This is a genomic window from Psychromarinibacter halotolerans (genome assembly GCF_029168315.1).
Lineage (GTDB): Bacteria > Pseudomonadota > Alphaproteobacteria > Rhodobacterales > Rhodobacteraceae > Psychromarinibacter > Psychromarinibacter halotolerans.
In genome coordinates, this window is record NZ_JARGYD010000006.1 from 146,700 (window position 1) to 160,947 (window position 14,248).

General features: G+C 63.4%; 13 protein-coding genes and 1 pseudogene. 10 read left to right on the forward strand and 4 right to left on the reverse strand.

Annotation, left to right across the window (positions count from 1 at the left end):
• Nucleotides 1-12: 12 nt before the first annotated feature.
• Entirely contained in the window at nucleotides 13-1,080 is a 1,068-nt protein-coding gene (locus P1K30_RS15960; RefSeq protein ID WP_275633758.1) for an extracellular solute-binding protein, read from the reverse strand.
• A gap of 318 nt (nucleotides 1,081-1,398) precedes the next feature.
• On the opposite strand from P1K30_RS15960, the gene P1K30_RS15965 reads away from it, so the two are divergent.
• From P1K30_RS15965 to P1K30_RS15990, 6 genes and pseudogenes are all read left to right on the forward strand, one after another.
• Nucleotides 1,399-2,073: an RraA family protein gene (locus P1K30_RS15965; protein WP_275633759.1), complete on the forward strand. Its 675-nt coding sequence runs from the start codon at nucleotides 1,399-1,401 to the stop codon at nucleotides 2,071-2,073.
• 18 nt (nucleotides 2,074-2,091) lie between these two features.
• Entirely contained in the window at nucleotides 2,092-3,327 is a 1,236-nt protein-coding gene (locus P1K30_RS15970) for a M20 aminoacylase family protein (RefSeq protein ID WP_338052374.1), read from the forward strand.
• Nucleotides 3,324-3,860 (forward strand): TRAP transporter small permease, encoded by a 537-nt coding sequence (locus P1K30_RS15975; protein ID WP_275633760.1) that lies wholly within the window; start codon nucleotides 3,324-3,326, stop codon nucleotides 3,858-3,860. Before P1K30_RS15970 ends, P1K30_RS15975 begins: the two co-directional genes overlap by 4 nt.
• The gene (locus P1K30_RS15980; RefSeq protein WP_275633761.1) at nucleotides 3,857-5,146 is read left to right on the forward strand and encodes a TRAP transporter large permease; all 1,290 of its coding nucleotides are present in this window, start codon (nucleotides 3,857-3,859) and stop codon (nucleotides 5,144-5,146) included. The genes P1K30_RS15975 and P1K30_RS15980 overlap by 4 nt, the downstream gene beginning before the upstream one ends.
• Before the next feature lie 52 nt (nucleotides 5,147-5,198).
• On the forward strand, nucleotides 5,199-6,170 hold the full coding sequence (locus P1K30_RS15985; protein ID WP_275633762.1) for a TRAP transporter substrate-binding protein: 972 nt from the start codon (nucleotides 5,199-5,201) through the stop codon (nucleotides 6,168-6,170).
• A gap of 212 nt (nucleotides 6,171-6,382) precedes the next feature.
• A pseudogene (locus P1K30_RS15990) lies at nucleotides 6,383-7,033 on the forward strand (IS6 family transposase); the annotation flags it as partial.
• Nucleotides 7,034-7,134: 101 nt separating this feature from the next.
• Here P1K30_RS15990 and P1K30_RS15995 read toward each other — a convergent pair.
• Complete coding sequence (locus P1K30_RS15995; protein WP_275633763.1) at nucleotides 7,135-7,614, reverse strand: RidA family protein; 480 nt, start codon at nucleotides 7,612-7,614, stop codon at nucleotides 7,135-7,137.
• The gene (locus P1K30_RS16000) at nucleotides 7,611-8,225 is read right to left on the reverse strand and encodes an NIPSNAP family protein (protein WP_275633764.1); all 615 of its coding nucleotides are present in this window, start codon (nucleotides 8,223-8,225) and stop codon (nucleotides 7,611-7,613) included. Before P1K30_RS16000 ends, P1K30_RS15995 begins: the two co-directional genes overlap by 4 nt.
• Nucleotides 8,226-8,391: 166 nt before the next feature.
• On the opposite strand from P1K30_RS16000, the gene P1K30_RS16005 reads away from it, so the two are divergent.
• The gene (locus P1K30_RS16005; protein ID WP_275633765.1) at nucleotides 8,392-9,741 is read left to right on the forward strand and encodes a dihydroorotase; all 1,350 of its coding nucleotides are present in this window, start codon (nucleotides 8,392-8,394) and stop codon (nucleotides 9,739-9,741) included.
• Between the two features lie 48 nt (nucleotides 9,742-9,789).
• Here the strand turns inward: P1K30_RS16005 and P1K30_RS16010 are convergent, their stop codons facing one another.
• Nucleotides 9,790-10,467 (reverse strand): GntR family transcriptional regulator, encoded by a 678-nt coding sequence (locus P1K30_RS16010; RefSeq protein WP_275633766.1) that lies wholly within the window; start codon nucleotides 10,465-10,467, stop codon nucleotides 9,790-9,792.
• A gap of 290 nt (nucleotides 10,468-10,757) precedes the next feature.
• On the opposite strand from P1K30_RS16010, the gene P1K30_RS16015 reads away from it, so the two are divergent.
• The 3 genes from P1K30_RS16015 to P1K30_RS16025 are packed head-to-tail and all read left to right on the forward strand — an operon-like array spanning nucleotide 10,758 to nucleotide 14,178.
• Nucleotides 10,758-11,831 (forward strand): nitrilase-related carbon-nitrogen hydrolase, encoded by a 1,074-nt coding sequence (locus tag P1K30_RS16015; protein WP_275633767.1) that lies wholly within the window; start codon nucleotides 10,758-10,760, stop codon nucleotides 11,829-11,831.
• Between the two features lie 10 nt (nucleotides 11,832-11,841).
• Nucleotides 11,842-13,176: a Rieske 2Fe-2S domain-containing protein gene (locus P1K30_RS16020; RefSeq protein WP_275633768.1), complete on the forward strand. Its 1,335-nt coding sequence runs from the start codon at nucleotides 11,842-11,844 to the stop codon at nucleotides 13,174-13,176.
• 9 nt (nucleotides 13,177-13,185) lie between these two features.
• A complete protein-coding gene (locus P1K30_RS16025; protein WP_275633769.1) occupies nucleotides 13,186-14,178 on the forward strand; it encodes a PDR/VanB family oxidoreductase in 993 nt (330 codons plus the stop codon).
• Nucleotides 14,179-14,248: the final 70 nt, after the last annotated feature.

The following is a 14,248-nucleotide window of genomic DNA, read 5'->3' on the forward strand; positions in this document are numbered from 1 at the left end:
CGGGTGGGATCCTCAGGACATCACTTCCTGCCAGCGCAACGTCCAGTCGCGCCGCTTTTCGCCAATCGTCGCAAGGTCGGGGAAGATCGTGTTGGCCATCTTGTCCTCGCTCGCGATCTGACGGTCGAGGAATTCCTGCGGAAAGTCGTCGATGTCATTTCGGCCGGGGCCGGCGTGATAGGCCAGTGAGAATTCGCGCTGTACCTCCTTGGACAGGCGGAAGTTGATGAACTCGTATGCCAGGTCCTTGTTCTGCGCGCCGGACGGAACCGCGGCCACGTCAGGCAGGCCCAGCACACCCTCTTTCGGCTGCACCATCTCGAACGGCAGGCCCCGATCGATGTATAGCGCGGCGCGTCCGCTCCAGTAGGGCGACACCCAGACTTGGCCATTCTCGAAATGCGGCACCGCCTCGGACGAACCGGTTACGACGACGCCTAGGTACGGCTTTTGCGCGGCCAGCATTTCCCAGGCCGGCTCCATATTCTCGACGCCGCCGCCGCCCAGTTCGGCCGCGTGGATCAGCGCGAAGATCGACAGCAGGTTCGCCGGATTGAAGCCGATCAGGTGGTTGCGGACTTCGTCGCCGTAGGTTTCCCAAGAGGTCCAGTAGTCGGCCCAACTGGTCGGCGCGTCGACTTTCTCGGTGTTGTAGATCAGCGAGGCGTACTGGACGGTGTGAACCGCGCCGTACTCGCCGCCCAAGGCACGGGTCTTTTCCCAGACATGGGCAAGGTTGGGCACTTTGGTCTCGTCCAGCGATTCCAGAAGGCCTTCGCGTCCGCCGACGATGATCTCGGGGGGCGTCAGGCTGGCGGCGACGTCGAAACCGGGGCTGCCGCCCGAGGCACGGATCTTGGCTAGGTCCTGACTGGCGCTGCCGGTGGCGTCGTTGATGACGGTCACGCCGAACTTTTCCTCGAACGGGCGCACGATGACGCGTTCGAAGATCTCCTGGTACTCGCCGCCCTGCGAGTTGACCACCAGCGTCTCGGCGGCGCGGGCGATGGTGGCCGGGCTGGCCAGCGCGGCCGTCAATGCGGTTCCGCCGGAGTATTTCAGCAACGTGCGGCGGTTCATCCGGCCACTTGGGCGTCTTGCATGTGTCATGAAAGGGTTCCCTGTCTGATGGTTTCTCTTGGGCCGGACGCCCGACTTCCGGGCTGGCCCCCAACGCTAGGGACAGCGCGCCCTCACAGTCCAATTGTCAGTTGATGGGGCATCATAACCCTCAGGAATAGGGTGGCTCTGGCCGTCCATTACCCTTGGTTATATCCAAGCATTGCCTGAGCATTGGACAGCCCGGTCGGCGTGCGGCACCGTCTAGAGAAACGACGTTGCGGGCGATTTCCAATACGCAACAACCCAAATCCGATATCCAGGGAGTGCAGGACGGACATGGAAAAACACATATATCACGGGCAGATCGGGGATTTCGAGCGGGCGCCGAAAGCGTTGCTGGACCGGTTGGCAAAACATGAGCCGGCGAAGATTGTAGACTCGATGGGCGGTCATGGTGCGCTGCACTATGAGATCAAGCCTCTGGAGAATTCGATGAAATTCGTCGGCACGGCACTGACCGTGCTCGCTAAACCCGGAGATGCGTTATACGTTCAGAAAGCCATTGATCTGACCCAGCCCGGCGATGTCATCGTGATTGCTGCGAGCGGGCTGAAAGACATCTGCGTCATCGGTGAACGGCTCGGTTATTTCTTCCGCCGAAAGGGCGCAGTGGGGATCGTCGTGGATGGCGCCGTGCGCGACACCGAAGGCATGATCGCCGACGCGCCGCCGACCTTTGCACGCGGCAGCTGCCTGCGCATCCTTGGATCGACCGGGCCGGGCGCGATCAATGTGCCGGTCACCTGCGGCGGGCAGTCGGTGTCGCCAGGCGATATTCTCGTCGGCGACCGCGATGGCGTAGTTGTTGTGCCACTGGCAGATGCCGAGCGGGTCGCGGACCTTGCGGATGCCCATCTCGAAGGCGAACTTGCGCGCCTTGCCGATGTGGAAGGGGGCAAGTCGGTGACCGAGACGTTTGGGCTGCAGCCCAAGCTCGACATCTGGACCTAAACGCGCGCCTCTGGGACCGTGAAGAATTTTCCCGCGCGGGCGGTGCACAGTTGTTCATCGCTCGCCGGGACCAGAAAAGCGAAAGGCAGTAACTTCATGAGCGCGATGGAAAAAATCGCAACCTACATGGACCATTTGGTTCGTGTTCGCCACGATCTGCACCGCCATCCAGAGATCGGGTTCGAGGAAACCCGGACAGCCGGAATCGTTGCCGATCTCCTGCGCGGTTGGGGGTACGATGTGCACGAGGGGATCGGCGGAACCGGAGTGGTCGGAGTTCTATCCAACGGTGGCGGCCGGTCCATCGGTCTGCGTGCGGATATGGATGCCTTGCCGATGGACGAAGAGACCGACCTTCCGTTTAGATCGGTCAATCCTGGGCGGTTTCACGGCTGTGGTCACGATGGTCATACGACGATGCTGCTGGGCGCTGCCCGCTACCTGGCAGAAACGCGCGGGTTTCACGGCACGGTCAACGTAATTTTTCAGCCCGCCGAGGAAGGGCTGGGCGGCGCAAGGGCGATGATCGCCGACGGGCTTTTCGACAAGCATCCCTGTGACGAGATCTATGCCATCCACAACGCGCCGCACCGCCCCAAGGGGCAGGTTGCGCTGCGCACCGGTGCGACCATGGCGGCGGCCGATTTCTTCGACATCACTCTGACGGGGCAGGGCATGCATGCGGGGATGCCCCATATGGGGACCGATCCGATTGTCGCCGGCGCGGCGCTGGTGCAGGCGTTGCAGACGATCGTCAGCCGCAATGTCAGCCCCGTCGACTCTGCCGTCCTGTCTGTTACCCAACTGCGTGCCGGGTCCGCGTACAACGTTGTGCCGGACCAGGCCGTCATTTCCGGAACGATCCGCACGCTGAACGAGGCCATCCGTGCCCAGGCCCAAGAGCGACTTCGCACGATTTCCGAAAAGCTCGCCGCGGCATTCGACTGCACCGCTTCTATAGACCTGCGCGACACGTTCAGCGTTCTGGACAACCACGCCGATCAGGCCACGGTTGTTGCCGGTGTCGCCGCTGATCTTGTCGGCGAGGGTAATGTGAACACCGAAATGGAGCCGACACTGGGCAGTGAGGATTTCGCCGACATGTTGAAGGTTGTCCCGGGCGCGTATGCATTCGTCGGACAGGACAGTACGGGCGCGCTGCACAACCCGTCCTACAGCTTCGACGACGAAATCATCCCGCTGGGAGCAGGGCTGATGGCCGAAATCGTGGCCCGGCGCTGTGGCAACGGATGAGCGGCCAAGGGCCCGATACCGCTCCGGACGCTACCGAGGCGTCTGACGTGCCGAAGGGGCGTGACCTGGCGTTGCCGTTCCGGATCGCTGCGGCTTTGCTGTTGGTTGCAATTGTCACGTTGACAGTGCTGCAGGTCGTGTTCCGCTTCGTGCTTGGCAGTCCTCTTGTATGGAGCGAGGAGTTGGCGCGACTGGCCGTGCTGTGGATGACCTTCGTCGGTGCAATCGTCTGTTGCTGGGATGGCAGTCATCTGAGGGTCAGCCAACTGCCGACCTACCTTAAAGGCTGGCTTGGTCGTGCGCTGTACGGGGTGAACGGAGCGGTCATCATCGTCTTCCTTGCGATCCTTGCATGGACGGCCATTCCCATCGTCGAGATGGCGCATCGCCAGAACCGCGGGGCACTGAGCTTACCGGTAAGCTACTACCGCAGCGCGGCCCCCGTCGGCGCGGTGCTGATGATCGCGTATCTCGGGCTGCGGTGGTGGCGCTTGTGCCGCAATCGCCAAACTCGTGTAGAGGTGGACCAATGATCGTCGTCGGTGTGCTTGTCCTGCTGGTGGTTCTGATGATCTTGGGTCTGCCGCTTTTCTTCGCGATGGGCGTGACCTCGATGGTCTACCTTTGGGCGACTGATGTCAGCCTTGCCTTGATGACCCAGCGCATGACCGCGGCGGTGGATTCCTTTGTGCTGCTGGCCGTACCGCTGTTTTATCTGGCGGGCGAGTTGCTGAACGCCTGCAAGCTGACAGACCGGATTGTCGCCATGTCGCGTGCCCTGGTCGGGCACATCCATGGCGGGCTGGCGCAAGTCAACATCTTGGCAAGCCTGATCTTTGCCGGGATGTCCGGATCAGCCACGGCGGATACGGCAGCGCTTGGCTCCGTGCTCGTGCCGTCGATGAAGGAAGAGGGCTATCCCGCCCCGTTCAGCGCCGCCGTCACGGTCGCCTCGGCCATGGTCGGCCCGATCATTCCGCCCAGCGTCGGCATGGTGATCGTGGGTGCCGTCGCCGATATCTCGATCGGTCGCCTGCTGCTTGCGGGCATCCTGCCGGGGCTGACCATTGGTGCGATCCTGATGATCTACACCTACTTCTACGCCCGCTACTATGGTCTGCCGCGCTATCCGCGGGCTCCGCTGCGGACCGTGATGCGCGAAAGCGTGCGTGGCAGCGCCGCAATCCTAATGCCAGTCATCATCGTCGTCGGCATCATGTCGGGCGTGTTCACACCGACAGAGGCTGCGGGGGCGGCGGTTCTCTACGCGCTGGTCGTGGGCCTGATCGTGTACCGCAACGTCCCGTTTTTGCGGCTCTGGCAGGCGCTGACCTCGGTGGCACTTGGCAGCGCGCGGATTCTGGCCATCATCTCTGTCGCGGCGACCTTCAGCTGGATCATGGTGCGCGAGCAGGTGCCCCAGATCCTGGGCACACAGATATCCACGATCACTGAGAACCCAACGCTTGTCCTTGCGTTGATGGTGCTGTTGCTGCTGGCTGCCGGGCTGGTGCTGGTGGCTTCCAGCGCCGAGATCGTCTTGGCGCCGATCCTTGTCCCGGTCGCGGTGCAGTTCGGGATCGACCCCGTGCATTTCGGCGTTCTGATCGTGTTCGTACTGATCGTGGGCGGTGGAACCCCGCCGGTCGGCGTTCTGCTGTACATCGCTCAGGACATCGCGGACGTGCCGTTCCCGAAGCTGGTGCGCGCAATGCTGCCGTTCTACGTGCCTCTGTTCCTGGCGATCCTGCTTTTGATGTTCTTTCCGCAGATCAGCCTTTGGATCCCCAACATGGTTTTCGGCGAAGCCGGCGGCTGACTCGAAAACGACGACCGAACCCAGAAAGCAAAAAAGGTAAGGAGAAACAGGGATGTATAGTTTGAAACGTGTGGTGCCGGCGGTGCTGGCCTTTATGATGGCGGCGACGCCCGCCATTTCGGAGGCCGTTCGCTACAGCCTTTGGGCCAAGGAAGGTGAGGCGCAGTATATCGCCGCGCTGACGTTCAAGGAAGTGCTGGAAGAGCTGTCTGACGGTGCCTTCGAGGTGACGATCTATCCGGGCAACCAGCTGGGCACACCGAAGGAAATGCTCGAACAGCTGGCGCTGAACACCACCCAGATCGAGGCGAGCGGCGACCCGGGCCTTGTCGAGATTGAGAACCTGGCATTGCCCTATCTGATGAACGGGATCGAGAATTACCTTGCCGTCCTTAACAGCGACATCGGCAAGCAGTGGAACGAGGAACTGATCGACACGACCGGCGTGCGCCTGATCGGCATTTTGCCGCGCAGCCCGCGCCAGATCAGCGCGAACGTCCCGATCAACTCGATGGCCGATCTCGAGGGGTTGAAAATCCGTGTGCCCGAGCGTGACTACTACGTCAAATCGTTCCTCGCCTTCGGTGCCAAGCCAACGCCGATGGCCTTTGCCGAAGTCTACTCCGGCCTGCAGACGGGCGTGGTCGACGGGCAGGAAAACCCGATCGAGACGATCTGGGCGATGAAGTTCTTCGAGGTTCAGGAAAGCGTTGCGATGGTCGATTACATCGAAAAGCCGGCCTGGGTGAAGATTTCCGAGATGTTCTGGCAGAGCTTGTCCGAAGAAGAGAAAGGATGGTTCATTGAGGCGCAGCGGGCGTCGGAAGCCAAGGTGAACGAGCTGCTGGAAGCCCAGCAGAAGGAGCTGATCGCCCAGTTGGAAGCAGCAGGCGTTCTGATCACCTATCCCGACAAGGCCCTGTTCCGTGAAGCGACAGAGGCGGTCCGTGAAGAGCTGGGCATCGAGACTTGGGGCGAAGAACTGTATCGCGAGATCGTTGCGATCGGTCGCGAAGCATTCTGATCCGGTCGGGCCGAGCGCCCGACGCGCGAAAGCTTTGACGGGCCGGACAGACCGGCCCGTCCACTGCATCTTGAGAGCTGAATCGTCCGGAACTCGCGTTTGCGGGGAATAGCCGATGAATCTGCGCCAGATCGAAGTCTTTCATGCCGTGATGGGGTACTGTCAGAAGAACTTGGCTTGGGGCTGGGTAGGGTGCTGGCTAGCCTCCAGAAATGACCAAACCCAGCCCCTTCAAGTGGTTCAAGACGAGCCCCGAAATCATTCGCCTGGCCGTGATGCTGTAAGTCCGCTTCCAATTGTCGCTCCGGAACGTCGAGGACCTACTGCACGAGCGCGGCGTCGATGTCAGCCATGAGACGGTACGGTATTGGTGGCACAGGTTCGGGCCGATGTTTGCCTCCGAGATCCGGAAACGCCGGATCGAGGGAATGCAATCCAGTCGCTGGCGGTGGCACCTCGACGAGATTTTCGTGAAGATCAACGGCGAGCGGCATTACCTCTGGCGGACCGTCAATCACGAAGGGGGAGGTTCTTGAGAGCCTCGTCACGAAGACCCGTGATAAGAGGGCGGCGTTGAAATTTCTCAAGAATACAATGAAAAAGCATGGTCGGGCAAAAGTCCTCGTGACCGACCGGCTCAGGTCCTATGGCGCTGCGCTGAAAGAAATCGGTTCGGCTGATAGTCAGGAAACCGGCCGCTGGCTGAACAATCGCGCGGAAAATTCCCACCTGCCATTCCAACGACGAGAGCGGGACATGCTGCGCTTTCGGCGGATGCGAAGTTCGCAGACGTCCGCGTTTCTGTCTCAAAACACTTCAACCACGAACGCAGTCTCTCGACGCGAAGCCATTTCAAACGGAACTGCCGCTCTTGCCGAGTGACGCGGTCTTTGCGCTGGATAAGGGGCACTGTCACCGGCCTACCGGAGGCTGGCTCGCGTGTGTCTGAAAGCACCGTCGCGGATCATTGCGGCTTCGGTGTCTGGGGAGCGAGGGCGAAAACTGCCTCGATCTCGACCGTGATGTTGTTCGGCAGTGCTGGCAAGCCCACGTCGGTGCGCGCATGGCCGTCTGGAAACATGCTATCGAAAAGCTCTGAACAGCCGTCCAGAACCTCGTGGATTGCCGTGAAGTCGGGCGCCGTGTTGACCATGCCCAGCAGGCGGACGACGCGGGTGACGCGAGACAGCCGCCCCGGCTCGCTTGCAATGGCGGCCAGCAGGGCAAGCCCGGTGCGCCGTGCGCGGGCGCGGGCCTCGGCGGCATCCACGTCTTCCCCGACCCGGCCCCGCAGGGGGACGCCTTGGGGGTCCAGGGGCGCCTGTCCCGAGACATAGAGCAGCCCGTCGGTCTCGGACGCCGCGACGAAGGTCCCGACCGGAGGCTGGGCGGGCGGCAGGGTGACCCCCGCCCGCGCCAGAACGGCAAGGTCGCCGCGCGTCATTTCAGATCCGAGAACCCGGTGGCGAGAAACAGTTCCGACTGCAGGCCGGTCAGATAGTCCGACCCGCCGGGGGGCGGCCAGATGCCTTCCTTGCCCGCTTGCGCGCGTGCCGCGACGCGGTCCTCCAACGCTTTGTAGGGCCAGATATGCACCATCTTCTGCGGGCCTTCCTCGATCGAGGCCATCACCATCAGCAGCTTCGACATCTCGTTGCGGCGCTCGATGATCTTGCCCCACGCTTCTTCGGTCTGCGGCACGCCGCCGGGTGACATGCTGTAGGTCCGGAATTCGTAGAACGGACCGTAGGCGCCCGGCTCGATATCCGCGCAGAACGAGAACGGCTTGTAGGCCGTGCTGTTCACGCCGCCGAGGTAGTCGCCGATGCCATAGGGGTTGTCGGTCTGCATCAGCCGCGCGCGCTCGGCGGCCAGCGCCTCGGTGCTTTCGTAAGCGGTCAGGAAGTGGAACCGGTTCAGCACGCCGAAGTCGCAGGAAAACGCACCAAGGACGCGGCCGGTGCTGGAAAAACCGTCATAGGTTTCGGGCAGCAGCGGCATGACCGCGCCAAGGGTGTTCGGCAGCAGCGCAAGTGTTGTGAGATCGTAGATCATGAGGTCTCGCTGGAAGTGGTCCGGGACGGGTTGACGGGGCGGCATAAGCTATGCACACATTTGGTATGCCAAAGGGATTCCACGTTTGCCGCAGCAACGCAAGCCCCTTGGGCGGGGATGCAGGCGCACCGCGGCATGTGCCGGATGGAAACCAAGGAGGAAAGGGATGCTCGATCTCGTCTTGAGGGGGCGGCTGGTGCTGCCCGGTGGCAGCGTCACGAAAGGCTGGCTGGGCATTGCCGGTGGCCGTATCGTGTCGCTTGGCGAAGGCGAGGCACCCGACGCCGCCGAAACCACCGACCACGGTGACGCGCTGATCCTGCCCGGCGCCATAGACGGTCAGACGCATGCGGGCAGCCAGTGGGGCTTTGCAGGCATCGCTCCGACCACCCGGGCGGCGGCCATCGGCGGGGTCACGACCATCGTCGACATGCCGTATGACCATCCCGATCCGATCACGACCGTGGACCTGCTAAACCAGAAGGTCGCCGCGATCGAGGAATTGGCCCATACCAACGTCGCGCTGTACGCCACGATCCCGACTGACCCTGACCCGGCGGACATCAGCGGGCTGGTCGAAGCGGGCGTGGCGGCCTTCAAGATCTCTTCTTTCGAGGCGCATCCGCACCGCTTCCCCCGGATCGGGTCCGGCGCGGTGTTGACCCTGTTCGAGGCGCTCGACAACGCCGGCCTTCCCGTCGGATTGCATAACGAGGATCAAGAGGTCGTCCGCGCGACCGAGGCGAAGTTCCGTGCCGAGGGGCGCACGACGCCGCTCGATCACTCACCTTCGCGCCCGCCAGTGGCCGAGATGTCGGCGACGGCGACCTTCCTTGAACTCGGCGCATCGCTGGGCGGCCACGCGCATATCGTCCACATTTCGATCCCCGAGGGTTTCGACCTTGTCGCGGAACATGCCGCAAGGGGCGAGAAGGCGAGCGCCGAAATGTGCCTGCATTACCTGCTGTTCGACGCGGAAGAGCACATGCCGACGCTTGGCGCGAAGCTGAAAGTGAACCCGCCGATCCGGTCGGGCGTCCGCGACGCGCTGTGGCAGGTGATCGAGGACGGCGGCGCGGCCTTCGTATCCTCGGACCACTCGGCTTGGGGGCTCGAGCGGAAGTCGTCCGAAAACATCTTCGAGGTGGCGGCGGGGATGCCGGGGCTCGAAACGCTGCTGCCGGGCTTCTACACCGAGGCGTTGCGCCGCACCGGATCGGTCGAGGCGGCCGCCGCGCTGACTGCCGCGATGCTGGCCGAGGGGCCGGCGGACTTCTTCGGGCTTGAAGCCAAGGGTCGGCTGGAACCGGGCTGCGATGCCGACATCGCCGTGCTGACACCGGGCGAGATCGTTTACGAGTCCGCGCGCACCCCCGAAGGCTCGGCCTGGAGCGCGTATGACGGAATGACCTTCGCGGCGATCCCTTCGGCCACCTACGTGAATGGCGTGCGGGTTTGGGACGGCGCCATCGTCAGCGCGGAAACGCCGGGCACCTATGCCCGTCGGACGGCCTGAGACAGGTGATACCGACCAAGGGTCTGGCGTGCAGGGCGGCCGCCAGTGTCAGCGCGTCAACCCTGCCAGACGGCTGACGATTGCGACCTTCACCGTCTCGATGTGCTGCGTCATTGCCGCGCGCGCGGTTTCGCCGTCGCCGGTTTCGATCGCGTCCAGCAACTTGGCGTTCTCTTCGTACTGGTAAACGTGCTTGTTCGGGTTGCGGAAAGCGTTGAACACATGGGTCCGGCGCCGCAAGTCGCGGATCATCGCGGCCATCAGTTCGTTGCCCGACGCTTCGGCAATCGCGCCGTGCAGCAGGTTGTCGGTTTCCCAGACCTTGGCGGGGGTCTGTTCAGGCTTTTCCGACAGCGCTTTCATCGCGTCGCGGATCTCTGAAATCGTTTCGGCCGGGATCTGCCCGGCGGCAAGGCGGGCGGCCTCGGATTCAAGAAGCTGGCGGATGTTCAATACTTCGACGAAGGCTTCGGTTGAGAAGGGCGCGACGGTCACGCCGCGACCGGGCTGGCGCAGCACCATCCGTTCGGCTTCGAGCCGGCCGAGCGCCTCGCGGACCGGTGTGCGCGAAGCATTCAGGCGTTCGGCCATGCGGCGTTCGACGATGACATCGCCCGGGCGCAGCTCGCCACGGATCAGGATGTCGATGATCTGCTCGTAAACCTCGTTGGTCCGAGTCGGTTTGTCGTGAAGCGCATTTACGTCCAGCGCCGCATTGGTTTCCATCTGCCTGTCGTCCTTAGCCTCTCCGCGTGCCGGACGTTCTAGCAACCCTTTGCCTATTTTGGAACCGCCGGAATGCCCTTGGTATCCCGTCGCGGGATTCCTTCTGCTCCGCGATTGACGGCAGGCGCGTTGAACTGCGGTTTTTTTAGGCAACGCACCGCATTCCGGCTTTCCGGAGAAGCCGGCATGGGGCGGTGCTTGATTTCAGGTTCCGAGGGCGGCAGACTAATGGTATACCAGCGGTGCGCAGCTGGCACCTGATAGACGGCAAAACGCCGGAAGGAGACCCGATGACGATACCGTCGTGGCGCGCGACCTGCATCCAGATGCAAAGCGAACGGGCCTGCCAGGCTGCCGACGATGCGGGCGGCTGGGCGGTGATCGCCCGCAATCAGGCGCGGATGATCGGCCTGATCGAAGCCGCGCTTGCCGGGCCTGACCGCCCCGACCTCGTCGTTTTCCCAGAGTTCGGCATGCAGGGGCCACCGCTGGGCATGGCGGTCGAGGATTGGATACGGCGAGCCTGTTCGACCGTGCCGGGCCCGCTGACCGAACCGCTTCAGGCGCTGGCAAAGCGAGAAGGCATCTACATCGCCGGCAACGTGTTCGAAGCGCCCGAGGAATGGCCGGGCCGCTACTTCAACACCTGCATCATCATCGGTCCCGACGGCGACATCATCTATCGCTATCGCCGCGTGAACGTGGCGGCCTTCCCGTCGGTGCACGACTTCATGACCGACTACATGAAGGCGACGCCGAAGGATCAGGTCTTTCCCGTCGCGGACACGCCGCTGGGCAAGATCGGCGTCATCGCCTGCGGCGAAATTACTGTGCCAGAGGTCGCGCGCTGCATGATGTTCAACGGGGCCGAGGTGATCCTGCACCCCACGAACTCGCGGTATTCCGCGGCCCAAGAGGCGGCGAAGCTGGCCCGCTGCGCCGAGAACATGACCTACATGGTTTCGGCCAATGTCGCCGGGCCCATCGGCTTCTCGCCGGATGGCACCTTCACCGGCGGCCGGTCCCATATCCTCGACCACTGGGGAGAGACACTGGCCTTCGAGGAAGCGGATGCCGAGGGAACCTCGGTCTCGGCCATCATCGACATCGAGCGGCTGCGGGCCGACCGCCGCAACGATACCGGCCTGTCCAACCCGCACCTGCGGGCCCGCTACGAGATGTACGTCCCGTTTTACGCCGACGCGCATTTCTACCCGCCCGACCGCTTCCGCGACGCCCCGATGAAACACGCAAGCGAAACCCACGCCGCCATCGCGCAGGCGCGGGCCAATCTCGAACGGGCCGGTGTGCTCGTGCCCCTTTCCGCCGGAACCGAGGATCCGGCCTCGACCGTCGAACTCTAGGAGAACCAAGATGATCACAGCTGAAGAGAACGTCGACCTCTGCGCCGTCGGCAAAGGAACCCTGATGGGAGAGTTCTTCCGCCAGTTCTGGACCCCGGTCTGCCTGTCGTCCGAGCTTGTCGCCGACGGCGACCCGGTGCGCCTGATGATCCTCGGCGAAAAGCTGATTGGCTTCCGCGACACCGAGGGCCGCGTAGGTGTCATGGATCACCGCTGCCCGCACCGCTGCGCGTCGCTGTTCTTCGGCCGGAACGAGAAGGGCGGCATCCGCTGCGCCTATCACGGCTGGAAGTTCGACGTGACCGGCAAATGTCTCGATCAGCCGAACCTTGAGGATAAGAACAAGTACCCGGCGGGGACCCCGGCCTATGCCTACAAGACCTGCGAATCCGGTGGCATCGTCTTCGCCTACTTCGGCGAGCGTCAGGACAACCCGCCCCCGCTGCCTGAGATCGACGCGATCATGGGCGAGGGCGACGACCGCAACATCGCGCTGACCCATCGCGACTGTAACTACATGCAGGCGCTGGAAGGCGACATCGACACCTCGCACCTTGGCTTCCTGCACGTGGGCGGCATCGACGGCGAAAAGCTCGACCTGTCCGATCCCGAGGTGTTCACGGTCACCGAGAAGTCGCCCAAGATCAACGTGACCACGACCAACTTCGGCACCATGTACTCGGCGCAGCGTGACGCGATGGAGGGCCACGAGCACCAGCGTTATGCCTGCTATCTGTACCCGTTCTGGGTCACGTATCCGGGTGGCGGCGGGCTTGCGGCCAGCAAGACCGTCAACGCGTGGGTGCCCATCGACGACGACTCGACGATGATCTTCAATATCGACCTGTCGCGGGCCGAGGGCGGCGGCAAGAAAAAGCTGAAATACGCCGACGGCACCCCGGTCGGCGGTCTAGAGCGCCCGCTGGAATATCTGCCCACCACGACCGACTGGAAGGGCCGCTGGCGTCCGGTCAAGGATGCCAGCAACGACTATGACATCGACCGCGAGTGGCAGCGTAACGGCGACAGCTACACCGGCATCGTCGGCGTTCCGCTGCAGGATCAGGCGATCCAGGAAAGCATGGGCCACGTGGTCGACCGCACGATGGAACACCTCGCCGCGTCGGACCGAATGGTCATTCTGACCCGTCGCGTGATGCTGGACGCCGCGCTGGACTGGCGCGACAGCAAGAAGCTGCCCGACTTCGTGGATCACCCGGAATACGCCCAGAACGCCCGTGGCGGCGACATAATCGTGCCGAAGGGCACCGACTGGCTGGACGGCTACGAAGAGAAGATGGCCGAAGCCAAGGGCTACAAGCCGAACCTCTCGGCGGCCGAGTAAGGCATGACCATGCAGGAAACCATCCGTGCCGGCGCGACAGCGCCGGCACAGGACACCGGCCCACTGACGTTGCGCGTCACCGCGATCCGCTATCTCGCCGAGACGATACGAGAGATCGAACTTCGCCGCCCGGACAGTGGCCGCCTCGATGGGGTCGAGGCCGGAGCCCATATCGACCTCGGGCTGCCGGGGGACCTGTCGAACAGCTACTCGCTGGTCAATGCGCCCGGCGACGACGACCGCTTTCTTGTGGCGGTCAACCGCGATCCCGCCAGCCGTGGCGGATCGGCCTTCCTTGTCGAGGACCTTCGCGTCGGTGCGACGTTGCAGGTCTCGGCTCCGCTGAACACCTTCCCGCTGACCGACGCCCCGCGCTTTGTCTTCTTCGCGGGAGGCATCGGCATCACGCCGATCCTATCGATGATCCGCGCCTGCGCCGCGCGCGGTGTCCCGTGGGAGTTGCACTATGCCTTCCGGGCCGAGGCGCTGGCAGCCTACCTGCCAGAGCTTCGCGCGCTGGCCGCCGGCTCGAACGGGGGGCTGCATCTGCATGACGATGCGTTGACCGGCACCGTCATGGACATCGCCCCGCGCGTGACAGACGCCGCGCCCGACGCGCATCTCTACTGCTGCGGCCCCGAGCCGATGATCGCGGCTTTCACCGACGCGTCCAAGGGCAGGGACCCCGATGCGGTCCACGTCGAGCACTTCAAGAACGAGTTCGAAGCCTCGACCGAAAGCTTCACCGTGGTGCTCAAGCGCCGGGGGCAGGAGTTCGAGGTCCCGGCCGGGCGCACGATCATGGAAGTCCTGACAGAGAACGGCATCCGCGTCGCTTATTCCTGCCGCTCCGGTGTGTGCGGCACCTGCGAGACGCGGGTTGTCGAAGGCGAGCCGGACCACAAGGACAACATCCTTAGCGATCGCGAGCGCGCCTCGAACAAGGTCATGCTGATCTGCTGCTCTGGAAGCAAGTCCGGACGCCTCGTCCTCGATCTCTGAACCTTGGGCCGGGTTCCACACGCTCGCCCCTTGAAACCCTAAGGTTCCGAGACACCCCGCCCCAGTTCGA

Excerpts from the sequence above, each read along its gene's own strand:
- P1K30_RS16010 (WP_275633766.1), bottom strand. The coding sequence starts at position 10,467 with ATGGAAACCAATGCGGCGCTGGACGTAAATGCGCTTCACGACAAACCG.
- P1K30_RS16005 (WP_275633765.1), top strand. The coding sequence starts at position 8,392 with ATGCTCGATCTCGTCTTGAGGGGGCGGCTGGTGCTGCCCGGTGGCAGC.
- P1K30_RS16000 (WP_275633764.1), bottom strand. The coding sequence starts at position 8,225 with ATGATCTACGATCTCACAACACTTGCGCTGCTGCCGAACACCCTTGGC.
- P1K30_RS15980 (WP_275633761.1), top strand. The coding sequence starts at position 3,857 with ATGATCGTCGTCGGTGTGCTTGTCCTGCTGGTGGTTCTGATGATCTTG.
- P1K30_RS15965 (WP_275633759.1), top strand. The coding sequence starts at position 1,399 with ATGGAAAAACACATATATCACGGGCAGATCGGGGATTTCGAGCGGGCG.
- P1K30_RS16015 (WP_275633767.1), top strand. The coding sequence starts at position 10,758 with ATGACGATACCGTCGTGGCGCGCGACCTGCATCCAGATGCAAAGCGAA.
- P1K30_RS15960 (WP_275633758.1), bottom strand. The coding sequence starts at position 1,080 with ATGAACCGCCGCACGTTGCTGAAATACTCCGGCGGAACCGCATTGACG.
- P1K30_RS16020 (WP_275633768.1), top strand. The coding sequence starts at position 11,842 with ATGATCACAGCTGAAGAGAACGTCGACCTCTGCGCCGTCGGCAAAGGA.
- P1K30_RS15985 (WP_275633762.1), top strand. The coding sequence starts at position 5,199 with ATGTATAGTTTGAAACGTGTGGTGCCGGCGGTGCTGGCCTTTATGATG.
- P1K30_RS15995 (WP_275633763.1), bottom strand. The coding sequence starts at position 7,614 with ATGACGCGCGGCGACCTTGCCGTTCTGGCGCGGGCGGGGGTCACCCTG.
- P1K30_RS16025 (WP_275633769.1), top strand. The coding sequence starts at position 13,186 with ATGCAGGAAACCATCCGTGCCGGCGCGACAGCGCCGGCACAGGACACC.
- P1K30_RS15975 (WP_275633760.1), top strand. The coding sequence starts at position 3,324 with ATGAGCGGCCAAGGGCCCGATACCGCTCCGGACGCTACCGAGGCGTCT.